Origin of the sequence: Marinomonas lutimaris (genome assembly GCF_019426345.1) — a bacterium.
Classification (GTDB): Bacteria; Pseudomonadota; Gammaproteobacteria; order Pseudomonadales; family Marinomonadaceae; genus Marinomonas; species Marinomonas lutimaris.
Genome location: NZ_JAHLLW010000008.1, coordinates 91,994 through 116,276 on the forward strand (window position 1 = coordinate 91,994; position 24,283 = coordinate 116,276).

Consider the following 24,283-nt stretch of genomic DNA (forward strand, 5'->3'; position numbering starts at 1 on the left):
TTAGCGATATTTTTATTTTGCTTATGTCATTACGGCCAATAAGATTCAGGCTCTACTCTTTGTTTTTCTGCTTCAATGCGTTTATAAATTTCTTCGCGATGTACTGTCACGTCTTTGGGTGCCGCCACACCGATTCGGACTTGTCCGCCTTTTATGCCTAGAACGGTTATTTGAATGTCATCGCCGATATTGATGGTTTCATTAGAGCGTCGAGTCAGAATTAGCACGTTAGATATCCTTAAAAAGTTTATTTTCACAAACTCAAAGTTTAGTTAAATGTACTTTATTTTGTCAATAAAAATATACTTAGGTTGGAGGGGGTAGGAATATAAACGCGGAAAGATTGGAAAAGAAGCGGGCTGACTACCCGCTAAAAGAGATATTTAGCTTCTATCACGACACCAATGATCTGGCAGTGCTCATTAAATTCAATAGGACGATAATCTGGGTTTAATGGTTTTAAATACATTTGTCCCGCATCAATAATAAGCTTTTTAAATGTGATGTCGTGGGTGTTATTGAATTTTGCTACCACGAGGCAGTCGTTTTTTGCTGGAAGCTGTGGATCGACTAAAATCAAATGGCCTTCGCCAATACTTGGGCCATTGGGGGAGATCATGCTGTCACCAACCACTTCTAGCCAAAACGCTTGCAGGCTAACTGACGATGGCCCATGTTCCCATAGTACGTCTTTTCCTAAAGATGAATAATCGCTGTCTTTACCCCATATAAAAGCCATTTCATGGCTAATAACTGGTATGAGCTTGGTGGTTGGTTGAGTGCTTTCGTGTGAGGGGCTCAACGCATGTGTATTTCTTGGTGCAGCGGCGATGCCTGAAAATAACCAGTTTGCATCACAATGTAGCGCCTTTGTGAGAGATACAATGTACTTTCCGCCAGGCGAAGAAATACCGTTGAGCCATTGACTGACAGACCCTTTGGTCGCACCCGTCATTCTCGCTATGTCGACGGCTTTTAGATTTTGCTCCGTCATTTTTTGTCTGATTCTATCTGAAATATCCATGTTAAGAATACTAAACTATCTTGAGTTTATTTTTATTTACTTGTAATGTTTATAAAAGTGAACTTTTGGTGGTTTTTCGTAAGGATTGGTTATGTATAAGGAAAAAGTGATTAAACACTTTGGGAGTCAGCGGCGTTTAGCGCAGTCATTAAACATTACTCGAAGCTCGGTTTCTCAATGGGGATCTGTGATTCCAGAGAAGCAAGCCTTGAGAATAGAAAAGCTAACTTGTGGTGCATTGAAATACGATGCCAAGCTTTATTCGCGTTAAGCCTAGTCAATCACTGGAAAAGGTGCTTTTTTGTGTTGTCAGGAAAGAAGACTGCGAACGATCTGCTTTTGGGTATTCAGGCCGCCCCAAATTTATTACGAACGGCTAAGGCTTTATCAAGATTAAGTAGCGAATGCTCATCGGTTATTCGTGAGTTTTACCGTGCCGGTTTGCAAGAGACACCAAACTGCCAACAGCTTGTTACTACCTTGAAGCTAATAGACAACGCCATGAAGGATATAGGCACACTGAAAGCGGTATCCCATATACTTGAAGCACTCACGGCGGATATCCAGTTTCACCATCCTAACTTTGACGTACAGCTTGCCATGTGCGTCCGTGAACACTTTTTTAAACAGAAGAGTAATGTTTGTAAAGAAAAGGGTGTTCGAGAAGAGTGCTTAAAATCTTAACTGTGGCGCTATAAAACCCCACGATTTACCCGCATTACTGGCTTCCATCAATAAGCAACCAAAGCAACGTCGCGTCTTCTTCATGACCCAACTGCTCCACGCGACCCGCGAGGGCGAAACCAGTCTTGCCGAATGGAAACATTTTTTCTCCCAACCAACTGGAATGGTACATCCCGCCAGAGAACACCAAAAACGGCAAAGAGCACCGCTTGCCCATCACCCAACACGCCATAGACCTCATCAACAGCCTGCCCAAACGTGGCACCTACATATTCAGCGTGAAAAGGCATCAAACCCATTACCACACGCACCATAGAGCGTTGACACCAAAGCCTCAGCGACGACGTCGGCATCAAGTTTACAAGTCACGACATATGCAAACGCGCCTGTGACAGCTGGCAAGACAAGAAGAGCAGGGATCGACCGGGCTTTCTTATTAATGGCAAGAGGGGGAGTGCTACTCAACCACGAACGTGACGGACTGGACAAACGCTACATGCACACCCATTCGAGAGAACAGATGCGCAAAGCGTTGGGGGAGTGGGGGTTGGTGTTTTCACAGTGAAATGGTTATATTCGAGTCAAGATTATGTAAATTTTTAAATATACTGTACATGCATACAGTGTTATTCTATTCTGAATAAAGCATGGATGCGGTGTACGAAACAGGAGGTTTTAGTGCCAGTTATTTCTTATGGTCATACATTACATAAATTAAGTGTACATGCTACAGACCCAGTTGATGTTGCATTCCCTGCAGACACAAGTTATTTAGAGCAATATATTAATATGGTTGTTGAGGATGTGATTGCTAGCCCTAGAAGTTGTAAATTTAGGTTTGTTGAACCCTTCGAATTGGTCCCATCTAGACTTTTATCACTTATTAATAAAAGTGAAACTTTTGAAGCTATTTCAGAAGATATTGTTAAGAAGCTGCATTCTGAAGAATTGGAAGTACAAAAGATAATTAAAAAGTTAAAAAATGAAGTAAGTAAAGGGGTCTTAATTCAAGTTTACTTTAATCATGATGGTTTAAATAAATATCTCATAATAAAAGTTGATGATAATGAGTTTCTAGACTTGACAACTCTGAAACTTACTGATGGATTGCCCTCAGAAAAAACTAGAACACAAAAGACTGCTTTAATTACATTTGACGGAAATGAAATTTCAGAACTCTTGGTTTCCGATAGTAATAGTAAGATCTCAAAGTTTTGGTGTGATAGATTTCTTTGTGCTGAACCATTGGTTTCATCTGAAATAAATACTTTTGAATCTTATACATCGATAGATAAGGTTTTAAACAAAGTTAAAAAAGATTCAAGATATGATTATCTTTTACTTAAAAATGGAATGATTAATTATTATAGAAATAATGATGGCTTTGTTTTCGATGATGTTGTATCGATGATTAAAAACCATACAGTTGAAAATAAAAATATTTTAAATAAGGTTGAAAATTATGACGAAATTAAGTCGTATAAATTTGGTGAGATTTTCCCAGATATAATAACTGAAATTGAGTCTCTTCCTGATATAAAAGGCTTTGATAGAGCCTTTGATATTACTAAAAGTGCGATTAAGTCAAGATTAAGTAGCACTGTTGTTTTGGATGAATTTTTTGATTTGAACATTAAAGGTGATCTTAAAGATTTGAAAGGGAAAATCAAAGCTGGGATAGAGACTGATGGTCGTAAATTTATTAAAATATATTCTGAACTTGGATATAGAGAATTTGAGAAAGGTGAGTAGTGATTAACTCTTTTGCTAATGATCTTATAAGGTTGTTTTTTGCTTCTGATTTTAAAGTTTACATTAGTAGCTTTGATAGCTTTCAAGTGAAAGCTAAAGTAAAAGCTGAGGAAATTTTCTATCCTAATGTTGACGAGTTGTTTGATTTATTTAAATTAGTTGAGGGGAAAAATTTACAGATTTCATTTGGTGGCTTTGGGAGTAGTGTAAGGTTTTCTACAAACAAAGATGATTACTCTGAAAAAATGAGTGAATTGAAACAAGAAGTTCAAGCTTTAGATGATGATGAATTAGTTGAATTTGAGTTGGAGGTTTTAGATTTACGCAGTGAATCATCTGTTGATATATTTGATAAAACAGCTTTCTTTTTATACTTATCTACCTTAAAAGCCCAAGCTCTTTTGGAAGAGTTTTCTAAATTTAACTTCAATGAAAAAATTGAGTTTAGGTTTTGGGAAGATATGAGTTCTTTTAATAGTGATTCAATTTATTTTTTCTCGACTTATCCACGCTCTGAACATTATCCAGCTTCGCATTCTGTTAATAAGCAAAAAAGAGAGCGTTTCATAGCAGATAGGGCCAAAGTAAGCCACTTTGTTAATGCTAAAAATAACTTTTTAATTCCTGATGATTTTAAGATTATTAGTGGTGATGCTTATGATGGGATATCTGATATTTTAAATGGTATTCTGGGGTGGTTATGTCTTATTTTTATATCGGATTTTTCTTCTGTTCATGATGATGATTTAGAAATACAGATTAAAGGTTATAAGAAAGTTCTTGATACACTGTCGTTTATTGAAATGAAGGAGTCTAAACATGATGAGATTTATAATGTTTTTTCATGGGCTTATTCAGACGGGAGTTTTGTCGATAAAATTGGAGTGGCTAGAAATGTAATATCAATACATCTGGTTCAGGGGCGTCTTCTTAATATGGAAGGTGGCGTTTTAGACTCTATTTTATCCGGTTATGATCTTTATCTTAAGGAAAACGTCAAGCAATATATCGAGATAAAAAACAAAATAAATGAGTTCTTATATGGACAGTCGGATAAAGCGCTTGATTTGACTAAAAGTGTATTTTCTACCGTAAAAGCTGGGATCTGGACTTTTATGACCTTCTTTGTGACTGTATTCTTACTAAGAGCTATCAGTGGTAAGAGCTTGGGAGGTACTATAAGTTATGAGGTTCTTGTAGTTGCTTTCCTATTAGTCATTATTTCAAGTATTTACTTTGGGGTGTCTATTTTTGAAATTAATGTTGACAAAAAAAGACTTCTAGAGCGATATGCTGAAGTTAGGAATAGATATAAAGATCTTCTGAATGAGTCGGATCTTAATAAAATTATCAATGTGGATTTAGTATCTAAAAAAGAATCTACATATATTGATAGGAAAAGAAATTTATATTGTTTTGTTTGGTTTTTGATCTGTGCTTTTACGCTGATTACAGTTTGTTGGTTGTATAAATCAACTAATGAAGCCGTTGCGCCTTTACCAGCTAATACGAATATAGAGTCTGAGGAAATTATTTTGAACTTAAATAATGCCCATATAAATTTTGGTTTAGAAAAAGACAATAGCTTTTTGACCCCTCCTAAATCCTGATCTACCATTACCTTGCACTGGCAAAATCCAGTGCTCAGAAACTCACCCCGTTTTTACCATGGCAGCCTAAAACACGCACCGCGTGTTTTTTTGTGGCCGAGATTCGCCTGTTATGGTGGGTCTGCTTCAGGCCAACTTCGGTTGGGCCGTGCCTTTGGGCGGTTGTTGCAACCTGAACTTAGATCCACCACCTTATTGAGATTGCAACCTCACGAGGTGGTCAAATAGACTCGCAGGAGGCCATAGATGGCTCATTTAATTATCTCTTCAAAAGACATCCGCACACTCGACGGATTGTATTCTCTTAATGATCTTCATAAAGCGGCTGGCAGTGAAAAGCGCCATGAACCGAATCGTTTTATTCGAATAGAAAAAACTAAAGAGTTAATAGAAGAAATTGAGCGTTGCCCAGAAATGGGTATCGGTGCAAAAGCAATAAGAGGTGGCGAAAATCAAGGCACTTGGGTGTGCAAAGAATTGGTTTACGCTTACGTCATGTGGATCAGCCCGAAGTTCAACTTAGAAGTCATCCGCGCCTTTGAGCAAGCCCAACGGCCAGAACCCGAACTGGTGCAACAATCCTTACCCGCCCCTATCCAAGACGACGAAAAGCTCAAACTCATTAACGATGTCGCCAAATCCCTAGGAATAACAGAAAGCATCGCCGTCGTATCCGCCACCGACATCATGGCTATGATCCAAACCATCCGAAACTACCAAGAACAACTCGCCAGAATCCAAACCAACCCCGCATGGGTTGACCAAACCATCGCGCGCGTCAAGGGCGCTATGATCGTCTTTATTGTCTTTTTTTCGAATGTACAAAGCCTAGATTAAAAACATTTAAGTGAAATAACTGAAAAATCTGGATATTTTCAGATGTTTCATTTATGTTTGCTGTTACTGAGGCTGGCTTTTAGCTTGCCTTGATAGTGTTAAGGGTGAGAGGTTACTCGAATGATTAAAACAAATTTAAATGTTGAGCCGGATACCAGTGCAATAATCAAAGCGCAGCAGTACCTGAAGCTGCATCAAGCGGATCTTGATACGTTAAAAATTGATGTGTTACTCAAAAATGGTCAAAAAGCTGAATTTGAATTACCCAAATTGACGCTTGATGCACTTGTTCAAGTGTTAGGTCAATTGGCTAAGGATGGCGATGATCAGTTCTTTGAACAGCAGATTGACTTTGATAAAATGGTTAGTCCTGCAGTGGCGGCTAAATTTCTTGGGATGTCACGACCAAAGGTAACAGGCTATATTTTAGCTGGGCAAATTCCATCTATGAAAGTGGGTACACATCATCGTGTAAAAATGGCAGATGTGTTGTTATTTAAAGAGAAGCTTTCTAGTGCCAAGGGATCAAGAGAAGAGACTCTTAGTTTAATTGCTAACTTTGAGCAAGAGTCAGATTCTATGTAAGGGATTGTTATGGACGATAAAATTTTGCTGGATGCAAATGCCCTGTATTCACAGCCATTGAGGATGGTGTTTCTTAATTTGGTGCAGTTAGATGAGTGTACTACTCAGTTCTTTTGGACTGATAAGATAGATGCAGAATGGTCTAATGCTTTAATTCGCAGGTATCCCGAAAGTAAAGACGTCATTATTAAGCAGGTAAATTCGATTAAGGCGTCCTTTTTTGATCGCTATGTTTTAGGCTACGAGCCATTAATAAATCAGTTTGATCTTCCTGATCCAGATGATCGTCATGTTCTGGCCGCCGCAGTAAAGACGGGTTGTAATATTATTGCGACAGATAACATTAAAGACTTTCCAGCAAAATTATTGGCTGAGTATGGGGTTAGGGCAATGACAAGAGATGAGTTGATGTGTTTCTTGTTCACGAATGAGAAAAAGGGTGTCATGCTGGCTTTAGATAATTTTGCTCGTGTATATAAAGATCCGGAGATCACAGTCGAAGATTTGCTAATAAAGCTTGATCGTTCAGTGCCAAGTTTTACGCATTTAGTAAGAGGGTCATGATTTAAGAGCTGTCTTGTGTTGTTTTTAAAGTACCGGCTTCAGATGATTTTTTGTATTTCAGACGCCACCAATAAAACAGTCATAGAAACAATAAAACCGCCACTTGGGCGGTTTTATTGTTTTCGCGCTTTGAACTAAGTGATCAATCTTGGCTTACGAACTTCATGGAGATGGAGTTAACGCAATGACGGATGTTGTTTTCGGTCAGTCTTTCCCCTTCAAATACGTGACCTAAGTGGCCTTCGCAATTGGCGCAGACGATTTCTATACGTCGGCCGTCGGCGTCAGGGACACGTTTTACTGCATTGGGAATTTCGTCGTCAAAGCTTGGCCAGCCGCAATGAGAGATGAATTTGTGTTCTGAGGTATAAAGTGGTGCGTCACATTGGCGGCAGATGTATAGGCCGCCTTCCATGGTGTCGGTGTATTCTCCAGTAAATGGGCGTTCTGTACCTTTATCAAGGATTACACTGGCTTCTACAGGTGTAAGTTTGTTGTATGGTTTACTCATAAGACTTGTTCTCCTGTCGCTATGGTGGGCGTTGTTAGCATAATTATGTCATGCCTTATTGTTGTAGAGTAAGACAATAAATTGCACTGTGAGTTCGAGTTTTTATGAGTGTTGTTTTTTTTTGATGATAAAAAGCCCGTCTTAAAGACAGGCTCTTTTATGTGTCAACGCTTCATTTTGGGTTGGGTTGGGTTGGAATTTATTCAGTTAACCCTAGACGCTTTTCTTCGGCTTCGCGTAAGAAGCGGAAAAGCTTTTTACGGTTTGTGGTGTTGCCTGCTTGTGATACTTCTTTTTGAGATTGGCGGATTAGCTGTCTAAGCAGTTGAATGTCTTCAACTTGAGGATTTTCCTCTAAATATTGCGACAGCTCTTCTTTGCTGTTTTCGCCAATTAGTGCATCGCGCTTAATTTCAAGCTGATGAAATAGCTTGTTGTAAGCGGCAGATGTTGAGTCGAAAAGTGCGACACGATGGGCTATAGCTTCATGGTCTTCTGTGCGCATTACCTTGCCGATGTATTGCAAGTGTCTTCTCATGGCTTCATGTTGCTTTATGCGGCCAGCTTCAACGAATGCTTCGCGTAATGTGTCAGACATTTCCACTTTTTTAAGTTGGTTTTTACTTAGGCCTAATAGTTTTTTTCCAAGATCTTGCAGGGCTTCCATTTCACGCTTGATCTGGGTTTTGCTTTTAGGGATTTCTTCTTCGTTGTTTTCAAATTGATCAAAGTCTGTCATGGGAACCTATATTAGAAAAATAGTAGCGAGACCAAGGAAGGATAAAAATCCAACCACGTCGGTCACGGTAGTCAAAATTACGCTGCCAGCTAAGGCAGGGTCGATACCGATTTTTTTTAGCAAAATCGGCAGAAGTGTACCAGTGGCTGCAGCAAATAGCAGATTTATTATGATGGCGCCCGCAATGATATAGGCAATCTTGATGTTGTCAAACCAAAGTGCGGTGAGGGCGGCGATAACCGTTGCCCAAAGAAGGCCATTTATGAGTCCAACGATGAGCTCTCTGTTGAGTAACCAGCGAGTATTGGTGGAGCCTATCTGATTGAGTGCGATACCGCGAATAACCAGTGTGAGTACTTGAGAGCCAGCTATACCGCCCATGCTAGCAACGATTGGCATGAGTATAGCTAATGCAACAACTTGGTCTAGCGTCTCTTGGAATAAACCTATGACGTAGGATGCGGTAAAAGCCGTTATTAGGTTTATGCCAAGCCACACTGCGCGTCGCTTAGTGGTTTTCATGATGGGTGCGAAGGTATCTTCATCATCATCAAGACCTGCCATGCTTAACATGGAGTGTTCGGCTTCATCTCGGATAACATCTACAACGTCATCGATGGTGATGCGGCCAAGTAGCTTTTTGGTTTTGCTGTCAATAACAGGTGCAGAAACCAAGTCCATTTTTTCGAAAAGCTGTGCTACTTCGCTGGCTGGTGTCTCTGCATCAATGACCGTGAATTCTGTTTCCATGATGTCGCGCACGGTTGCGCTAACATCAGATACCAATAGTTTGGTGAGGGGGAGGGTGCCTAATAAGCGATCTGATCGGCTAACAACAAGTAGGTTATCAGTCATGTCAGGCAGGGTTGAGTGCCTGCGTAGATAGCGGAAAACCAGATCGACGGTGATGTTTGGACGTATGGTGATGGTGTCCGTGTTCATCAAACCGCCGGCGGAATCTTCCGAGTAGCTTAATAGTGCTTCAACTCTTGTTCTGTCTTGCGAGGACATTGACGCAAGAACTTCTTTTACGACCTTTTCTGGTAGGTGTTGAAGTAAGTCGGCAAGGTCATCGCTTTCAAAGTGTTCGGATACGGCGATGAGTCGCTCTGTATCCATGTTTTTCATGAACTGTACACCAATATCTTCGCTTAGATATTGAAGTACTTCACCTTCGTTTTTTGCTTCGATTAACTCCCAAAGAAGCTTACGCTCTTTGGGAGGGGAGGACTCTAATAGACGAGCAACATCTTGTGCAGGCAAAGCCCCGTTAAGTAGATAACGGATTTGCATGGTGGCACCGGATTCAAGCGATTCAGTAACCGTTTGAAGGTGATTAAGCGTGTTTTGCTCTGACATAGAAGGTTTTACTCGTCTTCACCAAAGCGATTGTTGATTAATTCTATCACCGCCTTTATTGCGTCTTTTTCGTCTTCACCATTGGTTTTGACACGAATTTCTGTGCCTTTACCAGCGGCCAGCATCATCATTGCCATAATGCTTTTGCCGTCAACATTGCGGCTGTCTTTTTCTATGGTGATGTCGCAAGAGAAGCGAGTGGTTGTTTCAACTAGTTTGCCGGCAGCGCGAGCATGCAAGCCAAGTTTGTTTATAATTGTGACGGACTCTTCCTGCATGCTGTTTCCCTATATTAATGAGTCAAAAATATTGAATAGTTCTTCATTGGTTTGTGCTGTACGCAGCTTGTCCAATGCTTCTGGAGACTGAGCAAGCTCGGCGATTTGGGCTAAAGTTGCAAGGTGTTGATCGCACTCATGAGGTGGAACAATTAGAGCAAATATTAGGTCAACCGCTCTTTTGTCGATGGAGTCGAAATCAATAGGCGTTTGTAGAGACATAACAACGATAGCGGTGTGGTTTGCAGACTCTAGACGGCAATGTGGAATAGCGATGCCGTTGCCAATGCCTGTGCTGCCTAGTTTCTCTCGACCAAGTAATGCGTCATAGATGGCTTCGTTGTCGCAATGTAGTCGATTTGAAGCGACTTCCGCAATGCTTTCAAGGACACGTTTCTTACTAACAATATCTTGTTTTGCGAGAACGAGTTCCGCTTTTAATAATGATTTCAAGGACATGATAAAATGGTTTCCGTTTAGATCAGTCGTTTTCGTTCATTGGAAGGAGGGATGTTCATCGCCTCTCGATATTTGGCAACAGTACGTCGAGCAACCTGTATGCCTTGGTCTGCTAAAATAGCAGCTAGCTTGTTGTCACTTAGTGGTTTTTTTGCTGGTTCATCTGATACAAGCTTTTTAATCATAGCTCGTATTGCTGTAGAAGAACATTCTCCGCCAGAGGCTGTGTTGACATGGCTGGAGAAGAAGTACTTTAGCTCAAAAATACCTTTAGGTGTGTGCATGTATTTCTGGGTTGTTACCCTAGATATAGTTGATTCATGCATGCCAACTTCTTCTGCAACATCGTGAAGAACCATGGGTTTCATGGCTTCTTCGCCAAGTTCGAAGAAATCAATTTGTCGACTTACTATGCAGCTGGCCACTTTTAATAATGTTTCGTTGCGGCTCTGCAAGCTCTTCATGAACCATTTTGCTTCTTGAAGAGAGGTTTTGATGTAGGTGGCATCTTCGGCGGTTGTTGCTGTGCTAGCCATCGCTGAGTAAGTCTCATTGATTTTGATGGGCGGCAACGCGTCGTTATTTAGTTCAACTTGCCATACGTCATGGCGTTTTTTTACGGTGACGTCTGGAATAACGTAGTCGGTGTCATCTGCGTCGATCACTGAGCCAGGGCGTGGGTTAAGCTGTTGGATCAAATTGACGACTTCTTTTAGTGCTTCGTCTTTTAATTTTGTTTTGCGGCTTAACTGAGCAAAATCTCGGTTACCTAACAAGGGTAGGTAATGATCAATAAGATTGTGTGTGCTCTTGTATAGAGGGTGGCTCTGGAAAGCTTCCAGTTGCACAAGAAGGCAGTCGCGTAGGTCGATCGAGCATACGCCAACAGGGTCAAAGCGTTGTAGTCTGTGTTGTACAGCAATGACTTCGTCTAACTCAAGCTCTTCTAGTTCTGTACAAAGGGACTCACAAATGTCATCGGGGGAAATGCTTAAGTAGCCATCGGGTTGGACGCATTCAATGATGGCGTAAGCGATTTCGATGTCGCGATCTGACATGTGAGTTAAATTTAATTGCCATATTAAATGGTCTTGTATGCTTTCTGCTGGTGCATTTCGGCTTTCGAAGTCGCTATCGCCTTCGTAGCTGTTATGATCACTGACGGCCGCAGAGCTTTGGTAGGTGTCATCCCAGTTACTGTCGATGGACAGTTCTTCTGGGATACTTTCTGTCCACTCGGACTCTACGCGTGCTTCTTCGCTATTGTTGTCGACTGTTGTATCTGCAGCACTTTTTGATTCTATACTGGCAGGGATGTCGCTATGAATTTGTTCGTCGTCGTCGAGCTCAAGTAGTGGATTAGACTCAAGGAATTCGTGAATTTCTTGTTTTAAATCCAACGTAGAAAGCTGCAGCAAGCGGATAGCCTGTTGCAGTTGTGGCGTCATGGTCAGCTGCTGACCGAGCTTTAATTGTAAAGACTGCTTCATAGAGCAACTCTTTCTTCTAATTGAATGAATTGGAACGAGTTGTGCATACTACTCCCTTTCTACAGCAATGATAAGGGGTTACAGACGGAAGTCGTCGCCTAAATAGACCTTTTTTACTTGTTCATTGTTGATGACGGTACTGGCATCGCCAGATGCAATGATGTAGCCATTACCAACAATGTAAGCTTTATCGCAGATGTCTAATGTCTCTCTGACGTTGTGATCGGTAATTAGGACGCCGATTCCACTCTCTTGGAGGTGTTTGATAATGTGCTTTATATCACCAACGGAAATAGGGTCTACGCCAGCAAATGGTTCATCAAGTAAGATGAATTTTGGGTTCATGGCAACAGCTCTCGCTATTTCGACCCGGCGTCTTTCTCCTCCTGATAAGGCCATTCCTAGGTTGGTGCGAATATGAGTGATATGGAACTCTTCTAAGAGCTCTTCTAGTCTTTCTTGTTGTTGCGCTTTTGTTAGTTTTTTGCGTGTTTCTAAGATGGCTAGAATATTATCCTCTACAGACATTTTTCTAAAAATAGATGCCTCTTGAGGAAGGTAGCCAACGCCTTTTTGAGCACGTGTGTGCATCGCGTCATGAGTAATATCTTGGCCGTCAATAAATATGCCGCCAGCATCGTTTGCTACCATGCCAACTATCATATAAAAGCAGGTTGTCTTACCCGCGCCATTAGGGCCGAGTAGGCCAACGGCTTGGCCTGACTCAACGGAAATAGATACATCCTTTACGACTTGGCGTTTTTTGTAACTCTTTGCAAGGTGTTTTGCCTCTAGTATAGCCATCTATTTTTTGGTCTCAGGTGCTTGTTTATCTTTTGGCGCTTGTGGCTGTAAAGTCATTGAAACGCGCCCTGAATCTTTTTTCTCAGCACTGAAAGTGCCGTCATCGACCATATAAAGGATGTAGTCTGCAGTGATGGAATTTTGCATTCTACTTAAATAGCCGTCGCCGATGATTTCTAGTTTTGATTCGCTTGTTAGGTAATGTATTTCGTTACCTTTGCTAATAACAATGTTGCCGCTCCAATCTATTTGCTGGCTAAATTTCGCAGGCTTTCCTGTGGCTTCTAGGCTGCTGAATTGTCGAGTCTTTGGATCGGTTGTTACTTTAAGGTATTGCGCTTGAATTTCAATGGTACCTTGTTTAACAAATACATTACCTTTGTATATTGCTTCGCCTGAGTTTTGGTCGAATAATGCTTCATCTGCCTGTATTTCTAATGGTTTACTTGTGTCGTCAGGCAGTGCGTATGCGTATTGGCCAATTAGGGCCGAAGTGAGCAACACGCTGATGTTAATGAATCGTTTCATATTTTCCTCGTACAGATCCTGTCATCACGACTTCTTCTGAATTGATATAAGTTTTAATTTCTCCAGCAGAAGTCTCTCCTTGAGTGGAGATAAGTGTCGCGTTTCCATAGCTGGTTAGTGATTGATCTTTATCTAAGTAATGTATGTTGTCTGCACTGAGCTTTATATCTTCAGATTGGAGGTATTTTTTAGTTGCTCTAGCGTTTTCGGTTAATAGAATATCATTACTTCCGTCTTCAATAACCCCTTTATCTGCTTTTGCGCTCCATTGACCTGATTTTGTGTAGCGTTCAATGCTCGGAGTTTCTAATAAGGTTCTGGATTTAGCTATATAATGCAGTGTTTGTTCTGCGTCGAGTGTTTCAATTAGAACTCCATCGGTATCAAACTCTTTCACTTTGACTTTAGTGATGAAATAGTCGGGTGAGCTGCTTAGTGATTCAGTTTGAACCAAGTTTTGCATAGGTGTCGTCCCATACCATCCTAAAGAAGCCGCTAATAGTAAAGCAGCCCCTATGATCGAGAGGTTTTTGGGTTTTATTAGTTGTTTAAGCGAAAGCATTACACCGAACCGTTTGTGCTAATGATAAATAAATAAACGCCATAAGAAGCAATCAGCGGTATACCTACCCATCGAGGGATGCTGTTGTTCTTCGTTCTTTTGAAGATGAAAATGGCAAGAGCAAGAGCGACGGTTAAGCCTAATACCCAAGGGAAGTCTCGGCTTGTTACGCTTCCATCAATTAATCCTGGTGCAATTAAGCCCGGTAGAGGAAGTACAGTTGCCAAGTTGAAGATGTTTGACCCTAAGATGTTACCAATTGCTATGTCGTGATGACCTTTTCGTACGCTGCTAACTGAAGCTGCAAGCTCTGGTAAGCTGGTTCCGACAGCAACGATAGTAAGGCCTATAACCAATTCGCTTACGCCTAAAGCGGTCGCTATGCCAATTGCTCCCCAAACAAGTAATTTTGAGCTACCTATTAAGACAGCAAGACCAATAAAGGCAATCAACAAAGATTTGCCAATAGAAGAGCCATCATCTTCGGGAAGGTCTGCTTTTAAATCATTTTCTAAATCTTTACTGCCTTTCAATAAAATCACCAAAATAATGATAAAAGCAGCAATTAATATGATTCCATCCCATACGCCAAGGGTCTGATCAAACAGTAAAAATCCTGCTAGCAGTGTGATTGCCAATACAAGAGGGACTTCTTTTGATGATAGGCCCGACGCTATTGGGATCGAGGAGAATAACAATGTGATACCGAAGACAAGAGCGATATTAGCAATGTTAGATCCGAGGACGTTGCCGACGGCAATTTCAGGGGCGTTATCCAGTGCGGCAATGGCTGAAACGACCATTTCTGGTGCTGATGTGCCGAACGCGACTAATGTAATGCCTATTATCATTGGATTAACATTTAGTTTCTCTGCTACAAGTGCAGAGTGTTCTATAAATTTGTCGGAACTCATTACGAGTAAAATTAAGCCTAGAATTAGGGCGATTGAAAACAACAGCATGGTATTGATATTACTCATAGATACAGGGAGTACCATTTAATGAGGTTTGACGTTGAAATTCAAGGCTTGATCTTATAAACAAAATGGATTTGGCTGTGTCGCGATTTTATTTATCGGGGGGCGATGTTAGTATCTGGCAATATTTTATAGGGATTAAAAAGGTGTGTCAGTGGTAGATGCTTATATAAAAGTCCAAAATGTTAGTTTTTCAAGGGGGGAGCGGTCTATTTATGAGAACGTTTCCCTTACTATTCCACGAGGTAAAATTACTGCGGTAATGGGGCCTAGTGGAACAGGAAAAACGACGCTGCTGCGTTTGATTGCGGCACAGCTTGCGCCAGATTCGGGCAAGATTTTAGTGGATGGTCAAGACGTTCATGCCTTGTCTCGCTCCGAACTTTATAAGGTGCGAAAGAAAATGGGCATGCTTTTCCAAAGTGGTGCTTTATTTAGTGATATGACCGTTGCTGAGAATATTGCTTTTCCAATGGAGGAGCACACTAAGTACGATGCAAAGAAAATCGCGGATATTGTGGCTGATAAGCTTTACAGCGTTGGTTTGCGAGGTGCTGTTAATTTGATGCCATCGGAATTGTCTGGCGGTATGGCTCGTCGTGTTGCTTTGGCTCGCGCGATTGCTTTAGATCCAGAGCTTGTTATGTACGATGAACCTTTTACTGGACAAGATCCAATATCGAAAGGGGTTCTTGTGAAGTTGATTCGTCAGCTTAATGATTCTGCACATATCACGTCGGTTCTTGTTTCTCATGATGTTGAAGAGTCTCTTTCTATCGCTGATCATGTTTGTATTTTGGCTGGTGGGCGGGTTATAGCTGAAGGTTCTGCTGATGAGATTCGAGCATCTGATGATCCAGAGGTAAAACAATTTCTGAACGGTGAGCCTGATGGTCCTGTTCCCTTTCATTATCCAGAAGAAGATGTCTCTGGCAGGGTGGCGTTATGAAAAGTATTGGATTGTTAGGGGCGTCGCTGCTGGATTGGCTTGAAGCGGTTGGCCGGGCTGGAATATTTCTAGTGCAAAGTATTTTTAGATTGCCGGTACGCTTTAAGGAGTCCGTTAATTTATTAGTGAAGCAGCTTTACTCTGTTGGTGTGTTGTCTCTTGTTATTATTATTGTTTCTGGTGCTTTTATTGGCATGGTGCTGTCACTTCAAGGTTACAGCATTCTCGCTAAGTTTGGCTCAGAAGAGGCCGTTGGTCAGTTGTTGGCGCTTTCTTTGTTGAGAGAGCTCTCTCCTGTAGTGACGGCGCTCTTATTTGCAGGTCGTGCTGGGTCTTCTTTGACTGCTGAAATTGGATTGATGAAAGCAACTGAGCAATTATCTAGTTTTGAGATGATGGGGGTAGACCCGCTGAGACGAGTGATTGCGCCTCGCTTTATTGCTGGTGTGATTTGTTTGCCTATCTTGAGTTTGATTTTTTCTGCATCTGGTATCCTTGGTGGACATCTTGTGTCGGTCGAGTGGTTAGGTGTTTACGATGGTGCATTTTGGTCATCAATGCAGCAGTCCGTGTATTTTGATACTGATATTCTGAATGGTCTTATTAAGGCGTTATGTTTTTCAGTGGTTGTTACTTGGATAGCAGTTTATCAAGGGTATGAGTGTGTTCCTACTTCTGAAGGGATTGGTAAGGCAACCACTCGTACAGTGGTTTTAGGTTCATTGGCTATTTTGGCTTTAGATTTTGTATTAACCGCCGCTATGTTTGGGGATTTTTAGCATGAGAAGTAAACGTTCAGAGTTGATGGTTGGGTGTTTTATTGTATTGGGCGTTGCAGCTCTTGTTTATTTGGCTGTTCAGGTTAGTGGTCTTGCTTTTTCAAGTAAGAAAGATACTTATCAGGTCGTTGCTAGATTTGATGATATTGCTGGGCTAACAAGCCGGGCTAAAGTGTCTATTGCTGGTGTAGCAGTTGGTAATGTTGAGTCCATCACGTTTGATAAGGACTTATATATGGCTTTAGTCACAATGAATATAGATTCAGACGTTAACAATATTCCTACAGATAGTTCTATTGCTGTTTTGACAAGTGGTTTGTTGGGCGAGAAATATCTGGGTATTTCTATTGGTGCTGATGATGAGATGCTTAAAAATGGCAGCGAGATTTATGACACTCAATCGGCTCTAGTTTTGGAGACTTTGATTAGTCAGTTTTTGTTCAAAGGTGGCGATTCGGAGAAGTAGTATATGTCTAAGATTTTATCTGGTGTTATTTTTGTTTTTGCTTTGCTCGGCTCGGGTCTGACTTGGTCTAGCTCTGAAGGTGCAAGGGATGCCGTTATTAAAGTGGTAGATGCCTTTCGAACTGATATTGTCGCTGATAAGGCGGTATTGTCTAAAGATCCAGCTTTGTTAGAAGAACGAGTTGATAGTATTTTAACGAAAGTGGTCGATTTCGATGATTTTTCTAAAAAAGTGATGGGCAAATATTATCGAAGAGCGTCGCCTGAGCAGCGTACTCGCTTTGTTAATGTGACTAAAGATACCTTGTTGAAAACATACGGTACTTCTTTGCTTGAGCTTGATGCCGATCGAATTAAGGTTTTGCCTTTAGGCCCTCAAGGGAGTGGCAGGGAGACAAAGGTTGATGTTGATTTCCAAATGGAGGCTGGTGGTATGTTAAATATCAGTTTTTATATGGAAGAATCTAAAAAAGGTGTTTGGATGTTGAGTAATGTTGTAATTAATAATATCAACTTCGGCTTAACTTTTCGTAAGCAGTTTGGCGTTATGATGCAGCAAAATAAAAACGATATTGACCTTGCTATCTCAGCCTGGAAAGAGTCTTTAGCTAAGAAGTCTTAATTTAGGCGTTATTGTTTTGCAACGATATAGAATCCGAATCCATTAAGTGGGTTCGGGTTTTTTGCTTTTTAGGCTCTGAGCATTGTCAGTCTTGATTAAAATCTTAGAAAACAAGTGGTTTTTTATTCAGAGTTGGGCATAGAGGTGTTAAGTAGTTGGCTGTACTCATGTAGAATAGTGAGATCAAGCATATTTATCTATTGGAGCGACTGTGAACGCAGGTGAAGTTAAAGCACTTTTAGAATCCTCTATCCGTAACTGTGAAGTGGTTGCCGAGGGAGAAGGTTGTAATTTTCAAGTAGTTGTAGTGACAAGTGAATTTGAAGGCCTGTCTACAGTTAAGAGGCAGCAGCTTGTATATTCACATCTTCAAGAAGCTATTTCTAGTGGCGCTATTCACGCCGTTACAATGAAAACCTATACGCCAGAACAAATAAGCAAGCTATAAAAGCTATTATAAGAGATTAAAAATATGGATAAGCTTCTGATTACCGGTGGTACTCGGCTTAATGGTGTTGTTCGCGCTTCTGGTGCGAAAAATGCCGCGTTGCCCATTCTAGCGGCAACCTTGTTAACAAAAGAATTGATCACAATTAAAAACCTTCCTCATTTACATGACATTACCACCATGCTTGAACTACTTGGTTCTATGGGGTGTGGTGTTGTTGTTGATGAAAAAATGAGTGTGCAGTTAGATGTTTCAACACTTAATAATTGTGAAGCGCCTTATGATCTTGTTAAGACTATGCGCGCTTCTATTTTAGTGCTTGGTCCTTTAGTTAGTCATTTTGGTAAAGCGGTTGTGTCGCTTCCTGGTGGTTGTGCGATTGGTAGTCGCCCAGTGGATTTGCATTTGCGTGGTTTGGAAGCCATGGGTGCGACAATTTCTGTGGAAGGTGGTGATATCGTTGCAAGTGTTGATGGTCGTCTTAAAGGCGCACGCATCTTCTTTGATAAAGTTACTGTAACCGGAACAGAAAATCTGTTGATGGCTGCGACGTTGGCTGATGGGCAAACTATTTTGGAAAACGCAGCGCGTGAGCCTGAAGTAGTTGATTTAGCTGAGTGTCTAATTGCAATGGGCGCTAAGATTACTGGTCATGGAACGGATACTATTATTATTGATGGTGTTGAAGCGTTGCATGGTACTAGTTATCCAGTTATGCCAGATCGTATTGAGACAGGTACTTTCTTGGTTGCGGCTGCAATTACGGGCGGTAAAGTCCGAGTGATTGATACCAATGTTAAATCACTTGAGGCTGTACTTTCTAAGCTAGAAGAAGCTGGCGCGAAAGTGACTTGTGGTGATGATTGGATCGAAGTGGATATGGAAGGGCGTCGTCCAAATGCTGTAAACATCAGTACCGCTCCGTATCCTGCATTTCCAACCGATATGCAAGCGCAGTTTGTTGCCTTAAATTCAATTGCGAACGGCGTAGGTCGAGTTATTGAAAATATCTTTGAAAATCGCTTCATGCATGTTGATGAAATGCTTCGCATGGGGGCTGATATTGAAGTCACTGGTAATACGGCTATCGTGCGTGGTTGTGAGCGCTTGAAAGGCGCACCAGTCATGGCGACAGACTTACGTGCTTCTGCAAGTTTAGTGCTTTCTGCTTTAGTGGCAGAGGGTGATACAAAGATTGATCGTATCTACCATATTGACCGTGGTTATGAGTGTATTGAAGAAAAATTCGGTTCATTAGGTGCGAAAATTTCACGGGTCTTAAATTGATATGAGTAAAACATTAACGATTGCGCTGTCGAAAGGGCGCATTCTTGGTGAAACTTTACCGCTTTTAGAAAAAGCGAATATTGTTCCAGTTGAAGATATTAGTAAAAGCCGAAAATTAATATTCGACACAAACCATGAACATATTAAGTTGGTGATTTTGCGCGCGACTGACGTACCAACTTATGTAGACCATGGTGTGGCAGATTTTGGTGTTGCTGGTAAAGATGTGTTGATGGAAGCGTCTACTAAAAACCTTTATGAGCTACTAGACCTCAAAATAGCAAAATGTCGTTTGATGACGGCTGGCGTTGTTGGTCAACCTTTGCCAAATAGGCGTTTGAAAGTAGCCTCTAAGTTTATTAAAACGGCAAAAGCGTATTTTGCTGAGCAAGGTATTCAGGCTGATGTGATTAAGCTATACGGTGCTATGGAATTGGCACCTATCATGGGCTTGGCAGATCTTATTGTAGATATCGTCGATACTGGCAATACGCTAAAAGCAAATGGTCTTGAGGCTCGTGAATTGATTGCGCCAATCAGTACCCGTTTGGTGGTCAATAAAGCGGCTTATAAAACGAAGTATTCTGAAATCGAGCCTATCCTAGAAATGATACGTCGTGCGGTTGAAGATAACGAGGGTAAGTAATTGAACCTGAATATTCGAGAATTCTCTTCTAGCTCTGATGGTTTTCGCTCTGAGTTAGAATCTTTGCTTGCATGGGACTCAGTGTCTGATGCTGGTGTGCAAAAAGCTGTAGCAGATATTGTTGAGCAAGTTCGTCTTAATGGTGACTCTGCAGTAATTGAGTTTACAAACCGTTTTGATCGTCGACAGGTTGATTCTTCTAAAGAGCTTGAAATCTCTCGTGAAGAATTGGCTTTGGCAAAAGGTCGCGTCAGCGCGGAGCTGGTTGCTAGTTTGGAAGCGGCTGCAAAACGTGTGCATGATTATCATGAGCGTCAAAAACAGCCTTCTTGGCAATATCAAGAAAATGACGGCACAGTGCTTGGTCAAAAAGTTACGCCTTTAGATCGTGTTGGTGTTTATGTGCCAGGCGGTAAAGCAGCCTATCCTTCATCTGTATTGATGAACGTAATGCCTGCTAAAGTAGCTGGCGTTGGCGAAATTATCATGGTGGTTCCAACGCCTGATGGTTTGGTTAATGATATCGTTTTGGCGGCGGCTTATATTGCTGGTGTGGATCGTGTGTTCACTATCGGTGGTGCACAGGCTGTCGCGGCTTTGGCTTATGGTACAGAAACGATTCCCAAGGTCGATAAAATTGTCGGTCCTGGCAACATATACGTGGCCACAGCTAAAAAAATGGTATTTGGTGTTGTTGGTATCGACATGATCGCCGGACCTTCTGAGATTTTGGTTGTTTGTGATGGTAAGACGGATCCAGATTGGATTGCTATGGATTTGTTCTCTCAGGCAGAGCATGATGAAGATGCTCAATCTATTTTAATTTCTCCTGACTTGGCTTTTATTAAAAATGTAAAAGCTTCCATGGAGCGTTTGATTGAAACGCAAAGTCGTAAAGATATTATTAAGGCGTCTTTGGAAGGTCGTGGTGCTTTTATCCATGTTGAAAATATGGATGAAGCTATGGATATTGCGAACATTGTTGCTGCTGAGCACCTTGAGTTATCGATCGATGAGCCTGAGAAGTGGGCCGAAAAAATTCGTCACGCTGGTGCTATTTTTATGGGTCGCCATACGCCGGAAGCATTGGGTGATTATTGTGCAGGACCTAACCATGTTTTGCCAACGTCTGGTACGGCAAGGTTTTCATCTCCTTTGGGGGTTTATGACTTCCAAAAGCGTAGCTCTTTGATTTATTGCTCGCCTGAAGGGGCAAGTGAATTGGCGAAAATTGCTTCTCCTTTGGCTCGTGGAGAGTCTTTGGAAGCGCACGCTATGTCGGCTGAATACCGTATTCTGAAGGATGCTTAATGGCGAATAATTCTTCGCACCCAGCGGCGCTTTACAAGCTGCGAAAGGTAACGCGCATTTCTGCGTTGGTTATTTTGCTTTTGGTTGTGGTTGGGTTCTTTATGCCAGCGGATTATCGGGTGGAGCGTAGTGTTGTTATTAACGCTCCTCGCGATGTGGTTTATCAAGATATCCTTCAAGGAGATCGTTTACCAGATTGGATGTTTGTGCAAGATGGTAAAGTTGCTTCATTTGGTGGTGTTTTGGGGAAGGGTGATTCCGTAGCTTTGGTTTATGATAAAACAGCCGACCAAGGGCTTTTGTCTGTGATTGAGTCATCAGAATCTGTTATTCGGTTTGATGTTCGTCCTAAGCCAAAGGTAAATCTAGTTCATAATGAAATTGTATTGCAAGAAAATGAAGGTAGTACAGTGGTTAAATGGACTATTGAAGGGAATCTTAGTGCTGGTTTGTTGAGCCCTTACCTTGCTATGTTTGCAAACAATATTGCGGGTAGTAATTTTGAGCGCAGTTTGCAGAAGCTAAAAGAGCAAGTTGAGCTTCTGCACTAGCAATTATAAATGATGTGTTAATAGTTGATGCGCTGCATAGTGGGTTGTTTTTCTAGCATGATATTGGTCTGATAGGATTGCTGCCCACGAATACCGACTAGAGAGATATTTGTTCCAGGTTTTAGAGATGCGATTAAGTGTCTTATCTGAAATGGATCTTCACTTGGCGTATTGTTAATTTCAAGAATAATATCTCCCACTTCTATGCCAGCTTTCTCTGCTGGGCTTTCTTTTGTTATATCGCTTACTAGTAGTCCATGTTCTGATGGTAGTAGTAAGTTTTCTGCTAGTGTCTTAGTGATTTTTTGAGCATCCATTCCTAAATATCCTCTTACTACTTCGCCGTGTTTTATAATGTCAGTCATCACATCAAGAGCGTCGTCAATCGGTGTTGCAAAGCCTATTCCCTGAGAGCCTCCAGTGCTTGAGTAAATTGCAGAGCTGATGCCAATGAGTTCGCCTCTCAGGTTAACTAAAGCGCCACCTGAATTTCCAGGGTTTATTGCTGCGTCAGTTTGTAGGAAGTTCTCATAAGTGTTAAGACCTATGCTGTTTCGGCCTTTTGCGCTAATGATGCCAGCGGTGACTGTTTGGCCGATCCCGAATGGATTTCCTATGGCGAGGATTTGATCTCCAATAGATATCTCGTCACTGTTACCCATTTTTATGTTGGGCAGGTTGGGCAGATCTATTTTTAAAACGGCTAAGTCGGTTGATGGGTCTGAGCCAATTAGCTTTGCTTCAACGCGTCTGTCATCGTTAAGAGCGATAACAATGCTTTGTGCATTTTGAATGACATGGTGATTGGTCAGGATGAAGCCATCTTTTGTGGCAATTACGCCGGAGCCTAAGTTGATGCTGTGTTTTGCGGTATTTAAGTCGTTTAGGCCTTTTTGTTGTAGGACTTGGGTATAGATATTAACAACAGAAGGGGTGGCGATTTTGACTGGTGTTGAGTAGCTTGAAAGTGAGGTTTTTTGTTTCTCCTGTATAAGTAATACGGCTAGGCCTATACAAGTGCCAGCGAGAATAGCGATAATGATTGGTATCCAGTAATTTTTTTGATTCATAAGGTATAAGGAGTTGTTTTGCTACGCAGTGAATTTGAGTTATTGCTTAATAAGACATTAAGTCCAAGTCGTTTCAAGGATTATGCGCCCAATGGTTTGCAGGTGGAAGGAAAAAAAGAGATTAACCGCGTGGTGACTGGGGTAACTGCTAGTCAGGCGTTAATTGATGCTGCCATCGAGTATAAAGCGGACGCTATCTTTGTGCATCATGGCTATTTCTGGAAGAATGAGGATCCACGGATTGTTGGTATGAAATATCGACGCATTTCTTCTTTGATTAAAAATGACATCAATTTATATGGCTACCATTTGCCTTTGGATGCCCATCCTGTGTTGGGCAACAATGCTGGATTGGCTGATGCAATAGGGCTTTTAAATCGTTCCAGTTTACAATTTGGTGTGCCTATAGAAGAGTCTATTGGTGTTGTTGGGGAATTGAGTGAGCCGGTTTCGGCGGTTGTATTTCAAAAGATGGTCGAAGCTGCGGTAGAGCGAGATATACTTTTTGAACGCGTGAATGATCAACCTATTTGTCGTGTTGCATTGTGTACGGGTGGCGCGCAGAGTTATATAGAGCAAGCGGTAGCCGTTGGTGCAGATGTGTTTATCACTGGTGAAGTTTCTGAGCAGACAATTCACATTGCGCGTGAGATGGATATTCATTTCATTGCCGCGGGGCATCATGCAACTGAGCGCTTTGGTGCTAGATCTATGGCTGCGTATTTATCAGATGAGTGTGGTCTTGATGCGGTTTTTATTGATGTGGACAATCCAGCTTAGTGGTGGCGCTGACTAGATATAAAAACGGGCTTTTAAAAAGCCCGTTTTTATTAATTTGTTTTCTTGTTAGATGGTTCGTTTAGGCTCGATATCGATATTTCTTTCATCAAAACCAAATGTTTCACTTAGCATGCCTGGCTCTTTATCTTTTTTTAGAGCGTAATCTCGCGGTGGTTCTGTGAAAGTGTGTTCTTCAGTTGTGTCTGCGTTGTTTGTTGTGCTTTTTTCGACTTTTATGTTGCTTAATTGACTTGCGTTATCGGCAAGAGAGTTTCTTAAGTCGGCCAAGCGTTTTTCGACGGACATTAGTTGTTCATTACTGTCTGTGAAGAAGTTGTCGATAATGACTTGTTTGCTGTCTAATTCCTGCTGTAGCGATTTCATAGTGATGATGTTTGAGCTTGAATCAGCTTTCTTGCTGTTATTTTTTGCACTGTAGCTTTTAAGAGCAAGTGTAGCGACACAGCCAATAATAATGCCGGTAATAAAGATAATAATATTGAATTCTTCTAAGTTCATGACTTTCTCCAAAAAACAGATAATCCATTATAGCGAAACCACCCCTACGATAACAGCTTGATAGGTGTTGTTTAAGATGCAATTTGCTAGAAT

At 41.3% G+C, this 24,283-nt stretch carries 32 protein-coding genes; 17 read left to right on the top strand and 15 right to left on the bottom strand.

The window, feature by feature from the left end:
- Positions 1-29 precede the first annotated feature (29 nt).
- Positions 30-227 (bottom strand): carbon storage regulator CsrA, encoded by a 198-nt coding sequence (gene csrA / locus KPL72_RS11250; RefSeq protein WP_219702792.1) that lies wholly within the window; start codon positions 225-227, stop codon positions 30-32.
- Positions 228-370: 143 nt separating this feature from the next.
- Positions 371-994 (bottom strand): S24 family peptidase, encoded by a 624-nt coding sequence (locus KPL72_RS11255; protein WP_249422213.1) that lies wholly within the window; start codon positions 992-994, stop codon positions 371-373.
- Between the two features lie 121 nt (positions 995-1,115).
- On the opposite strand from KPL72_RS11255, the gene KPL72_RS11260 reads away from it, so the two are divergent.
- Together KPL72_RS11260 and KPL72_RS11265 are read left to right on the top strand one after the other, a co-directional pair.
- Positions 1,116-1,295: a Cro/CI family transcriptional regulator gene (locus tag KPL72_RS11260; protein WP_219702793.1), complete on the top strand. Its 180-nt coding sequence runs from the start codon at positions 1,116-1,118 to the stop codon at positions 1,293-1,295.
- 32 nt (positions 1,296-1,327) lie between these two features.
- Entirely contained in the window at positions 1,328-1,708 is a 381-nt protein-coding gene (locus KPL72_RS11265) for a hypothetical protein (protein WP_219702794.1), read from the top strand.
- A 34-nt stretch (positions 1,709-1,742) separates the two neighbouring features.
- Here KPL72_RS11265 and KPL72_RS11270 read toward each other — a convergent pair whose 3' ends face one another.
- Positions 1,743-1,925 carry a hypothetical protein gene (locus KPL72_RS11270; protein ID WP_219702795.1) on the bottom strand — a complete coding sequence of 61 codons (183 nt, stop codon included), beginning with the start codon at positions 1,923-1,925 and terminating at the stop codon, positions 1,743-1,745.
- Positions 1,926-2,386: 461 nt separating this feature from the next.
- Between KPL72_RS11270 and KPL72_RS11275 the strand changes: the two genes are divergently transcribed.
- From KPL72_RS11275 to KPL72_RS11295, 5 genes are all read left to right on the top strand, one after another.
- Positions 2,387-3,460, top strand: a complete 1,074-nt coding sequence (locus KPL72_RS11275) for a hypothetical protein (protein ID WP_219702796.1) — start codon at positions 2,387-2,389, stop codon at positions 3,458-3,460.
- Positions 3,460-5,070, top strand: coding sequence for a hypothetical protein (locus KPL72_RS11280; RefSeq protein ID WP_219702797.1), 1,611 nt, complete (start codon positions 3,460-3,462; stop codon positions 5,068-5,070). The genes KPL72_RS11275 and KPL72_RS11280 overlap by 1 nt, the downstream gene beginning before the upstream one ends.
- Before the next feature lie 246 nt (positions 5,071-5,316).
- Positions 5,317-5,907, top strand: a complete 591-nt coding sequence (locus KPL72_RS11285; protein ID WP_219702798.1) for a KilA-N domain-containing protein — start codon at positions 5,317-5,319, stop codon at positions 5,905-5,907.
- Between the two features lie 120 nt (positions 5,908-6,027).
- On the top strand, positions 6,028-6,492 hold the full coding sequence (locus KPL72_RS11290) for a helix-turn-helix domain-containing protein (RefSeq protein WP_219702799.1): 465 nt from the start codon (positions 6,028-6,030) through the stop codon (positions 6,490-6,492).
- A gap of 9 nt (positions 6,493-6,501) precedes the next feature.
- Positions 6,502-7,056 (top strand): PIN domain-containing protein, encoded by a 555-nt coding sequence (locus KPL72_RS11295; RefSeq protein ID WP_219702800.1) that lies wholly within the window; start codon positions 6,502-6,504, stop codon positions 7,054-7,056.
- Positions 7,057-7,198: 142 nt separating this feature from the next.
- On the opposite strand, the gene KPL72_RS11300 is transcribed toward KPL72_RS11295, so the two are convergent.
- The 10 genes from KPL72_RS11300 to KPL72_RS11345 all read right to left on the bottom strand — a co-directional run bounded on the left by KPL72_RS11300 (position 7,199) and on the right by KPL72_RS11345 (position 14,784).
- The gene (locus KPL72_RS11300) at positions 7,199-7,567 is read right to left on the bottom strand and encodes a methionine-R-sulfoxide reductase (protein WP_219702801.1); all 369 of its coding nucleotides are present in this window, start codon (positions 7,565-7,567) and stop codon (positions 7,199-7,201) included.
- Between the two features lie 199 nt (positions 7,568-7,766).
- Positions 7,767-8,306, bottom strand: coding sequence for a ribosome biogenesis factor YjgA (yjgA, locus tag KPL72_RS11305; RefSeq protein ID WP_212915403.1), 540 nt, complete (start codon positions 8,304-8,306; stop codon positions 7,767-7,769).
- Between the two features lie 6 nt (positions 8,307-8,312).
- The gene (mgtE, locus tag KPL72_RS11310; RefSeq protein WP_219702802.1) at positions 8,313-9,665 is read right to left on the bottom strand and encodes a magnesium transporter; all 1,353 of its coding nucleotides are present in this window, start codon (positions 9,663-9,665) and stop codon (positions 8,313-8,315) included.
- 8 nt (positions 9,666-9,673) lie between these two features.
- Entirely contained in the window at positions 9,674-9,943 is a 270-nt protein-coding gene (locus KPL72_RS11315; protein WP_212915401.1) for an HPr family phosphocarrier protein, read from the bottom strand.
- Positions 9,944-9,952: 9 nt separating this feature from the next.
- Positions 9,953-10,402 carry a PTS IIA-like nitrogen regulatory protein PtsN gene (ptsN, locus tag KPL72_RS11320; protein ID WP_212915400.1) on the bottom strand — a complete coding sequence of 150 codons (450 nt, stop codon included), beginning with the start codon at positions 10,400-10,402 and terminating at the stop codon, positions 9,953-9,955.
- A gap of 17 nt (positions 10,403-10,419) precedes the next feature.
- The gene (locus KPL72_RS11325; protein WP_212915399.1) at positions 10,420-11,892 is read right to left on the bottom strand and encodes an RNA polymerase factor sigma-54; all 1,473 of its coding nucleotides are present in this window, start codon (positions 11,890-11,892) and stop codon (positions 10,420-10,422) included.
- Between the two features lie 78 nt (positions 11,893-11,970).
- Positions 11,971-12,696, bottom strand: a complete 726-nt coding sequence (lptB, locus tag KPL72_RS11330) for an LPS export ABC transporter ATP-binding protein (RefSeq protein WP_212915398.1) — start codon at positions 12,694-12,696, stop codon at positions 11,971-11,973.
- The gene (lptA, locus tag KPL72_RS11335; RefSeq protein ID WP_212915397.1) at positions 12,697-13,224 is read right to left on the bottom strand and encodes a lipopolysaccharide transport periplasmic protein LptA; all 528 of its coding nucleotides are present in this window, start codon (positions 13,222-13,224) and stop codon (positions 12,697-12,699) included.
- Positions 13,208-13,687 (bottom strand): LPS export ABC transporter periplasmic protein LptC, encoded by a 480-nt coding sequence (lptC, locus tag KPL72_RS11340; protein WP_249422214.1) that lies wholly within the window; start codon positions 13,685-13,687, stop codon positions 13,208-13,210. The genes lptA and lptC overlap by 17 nt, the downstream gene beginning before the upstream one ends.
- 98 nt (positions 13,688-13,785) lie before the next feature.
- Complete coding sequence (locus KPL72_RS11345) at positions 13,786-14,784, bottom strand: calcium/sodium antiporter (protein ID WP_219702804.1); 999 nt, start codon at positions 14,782-14,784, stop codon at positions 13,786-13,788.
- Between the two features lie 127 nt (positions 14,785-14,911).
- Between KPL72_RS11345 and KPL72_RS11350 the strand changes: the two genes are divergently transcribed.
- The 9 genes from KPL72_RS11350 to KPL72_RS11390 all read left to right on the top strand — a co-directional run bounded on the left by KPL72_RS11350 (position 14,912) and on the right by KPL72_RS11390 (position 21,821).
- Positions 14,912-15,712 (top strand): ABC transporter ATP-binding protein, encoded by an 801-nt coding sequence (locus KPL72_RS11350; protein WP_430010741.1) that lies wholly within the window; start codon positions 14,912-14,914, stop codon positions 15,710-15,712.
- Positions 15,709-16,491, top strand: coding sequence for a lipid asymmetry maintenance ABC transporter permease subunit MlaE (gene mlaE / locus KPL72_RS11355; RefSeq protein WP_212915394.1), 783 nt, complete (start codon positions 15,709-15,711; stop codon positions 16,489-16,491). The genes KPL72_RS11350 and mlaE overlap by 4 nt, the downstream gene beginning before the upstream one ends.
- Position 16,492: 1 nt before the next feature.
- On the top strand, positions 16,493-16,957 hold the full coding sequence (gene mlaD / locus KPL72_RS11360) for an outer membrane lipid asymmetry maintenance protein MlaD (RefSeq protein ID WP_212915393.1): 465 nt from the start codon (positions 16,493-16,495) through the stop codon (positions 16,955-16,957).
- A 3-nt stretch (positions 16,958-16,960) separates the two neighbouring features.
- On the top strand, positions 16,961-17,578 hold the full coding sequence (locus KPL72_RS11365) for an MlaC/ttg2D family ABC transporter substrate-binding protein (protein ID WP_212915392.1): 618 nt from the start codon (positions 16,961-16,963) through the stop codon (positions 17,576-17,578).
- A gap of 211 nt (positions 17,579-17,789) precedes the next feature.
- On the top strand, positions 17,790-18,026 hold the full coding sequence (locus KPL72_RS11370) for a BolA family protein (RefSeq protein ID WP_012070110.1): 237 nt from the start codon (positions 17,790-17,792) through the stop codon (positions 18,024-18,026).
- A 24-nt stretch (positions 18,027-18,050) separates the two neighbouring features.
- Complete coding sequence (gene murA / locus KPL72_RS11375) at positions 18,051-19,313, top strand: UDP-N-acetylglucosamine 1-carboxyvinyltransferase (protein ID WP_219702805.1); 1,263 nt, start codon at positions 18,051-18,053, stop codon at positions 19,311-19,313.
- A gap of 1 nt (position 19,314) precedes the next feature.
- Positions 19,315-19,959, top strand: coding sequence for an ATP phosphoribosyltransferase (hisG, locus tag KPL72_RS11380; protein ID WP_012070108.1), 645 nt, complete (start codon positions 19,315-19,317; stop codon positions 19,957-19,959).
- Positions 19,960-21,270, top strand: a complete 1,311-nt coding sequence (gene hisD / locus KPL72_RS11385) for a histidinol dehydrogenase (protein ID WP_212915390.1) — start codon at positions 19,960-19,962, stop codon at positions 21,268-21,270.
- The gene (locus KPL72_RS11390; protein WP_219702806.1) at positions 21,270-21,821 is read left to right on the top strand and encodes an SRPBCC family protein; all 552 of its coding nucleotides are present in this window, start codon (positions 21,270-21,272) and stop codon (positions 21,819-21,821) included. The genes hisD and KPL72_RS11390 overlap by 1 nt, the downstream gene beginning before the upstream one ends.
- Before the next feature lie 17 nt (positions 21,822-21,838).
- On the opposite strand, the gene KPL72_RS11395 is transcribed toward KPL72_RS11390, so the two are convergent.
- Positions 21,839-22,891 carry a S1C family serine protease gene (locus KPL72_RS11395; RefSeq protein WP_219702807.1) on the bottom strand — a complete coding sequence of 351 codons (1,053 nt, stop codon included), beginning with the start codon at positions 22,889-22,891 and terminating at the stop codon, positions 21,839-21,841.
- Between the two features lie 18 nt (positions 22,892-22,909).
- Between KPL72_RS11395 and KPL72_RS11400 the strand changes: the two genes are divergently transcribed.
- Positions 22,910-23,671 carry a Nif3-like dinuclear metal center hexameric protein gene (locus KPL72_RS11400; RefSeq protein WP_219702808.1) on the top strand — a complete coding sequence of 254 codons (762 nt, stop codon included), beginning with the start codon at positions 22,910-22,912 and terminating at the stop codon, positions 23,669-23,671.
- 66 nt (positions 23,672-23,737) lie between these two features.
- On the opposite strand, the gene KPL72_RS11405 is transcribed toward KPL72_RS11400, so the two are convergent.
- The gene (locus KPL72_RS11405) at positions 23,738-24,190 is read right to left on the bottom strand and encodes a ZapG family protein (protein WP_219702809.1); all 453 of its coding nucleotides are present in this window, start codon (positions 24,188-24,190) and stop codon (positions 23,738-23,740) included.
- Positions 24,191-24,283 lie beyond the last annotated feature (93 nt).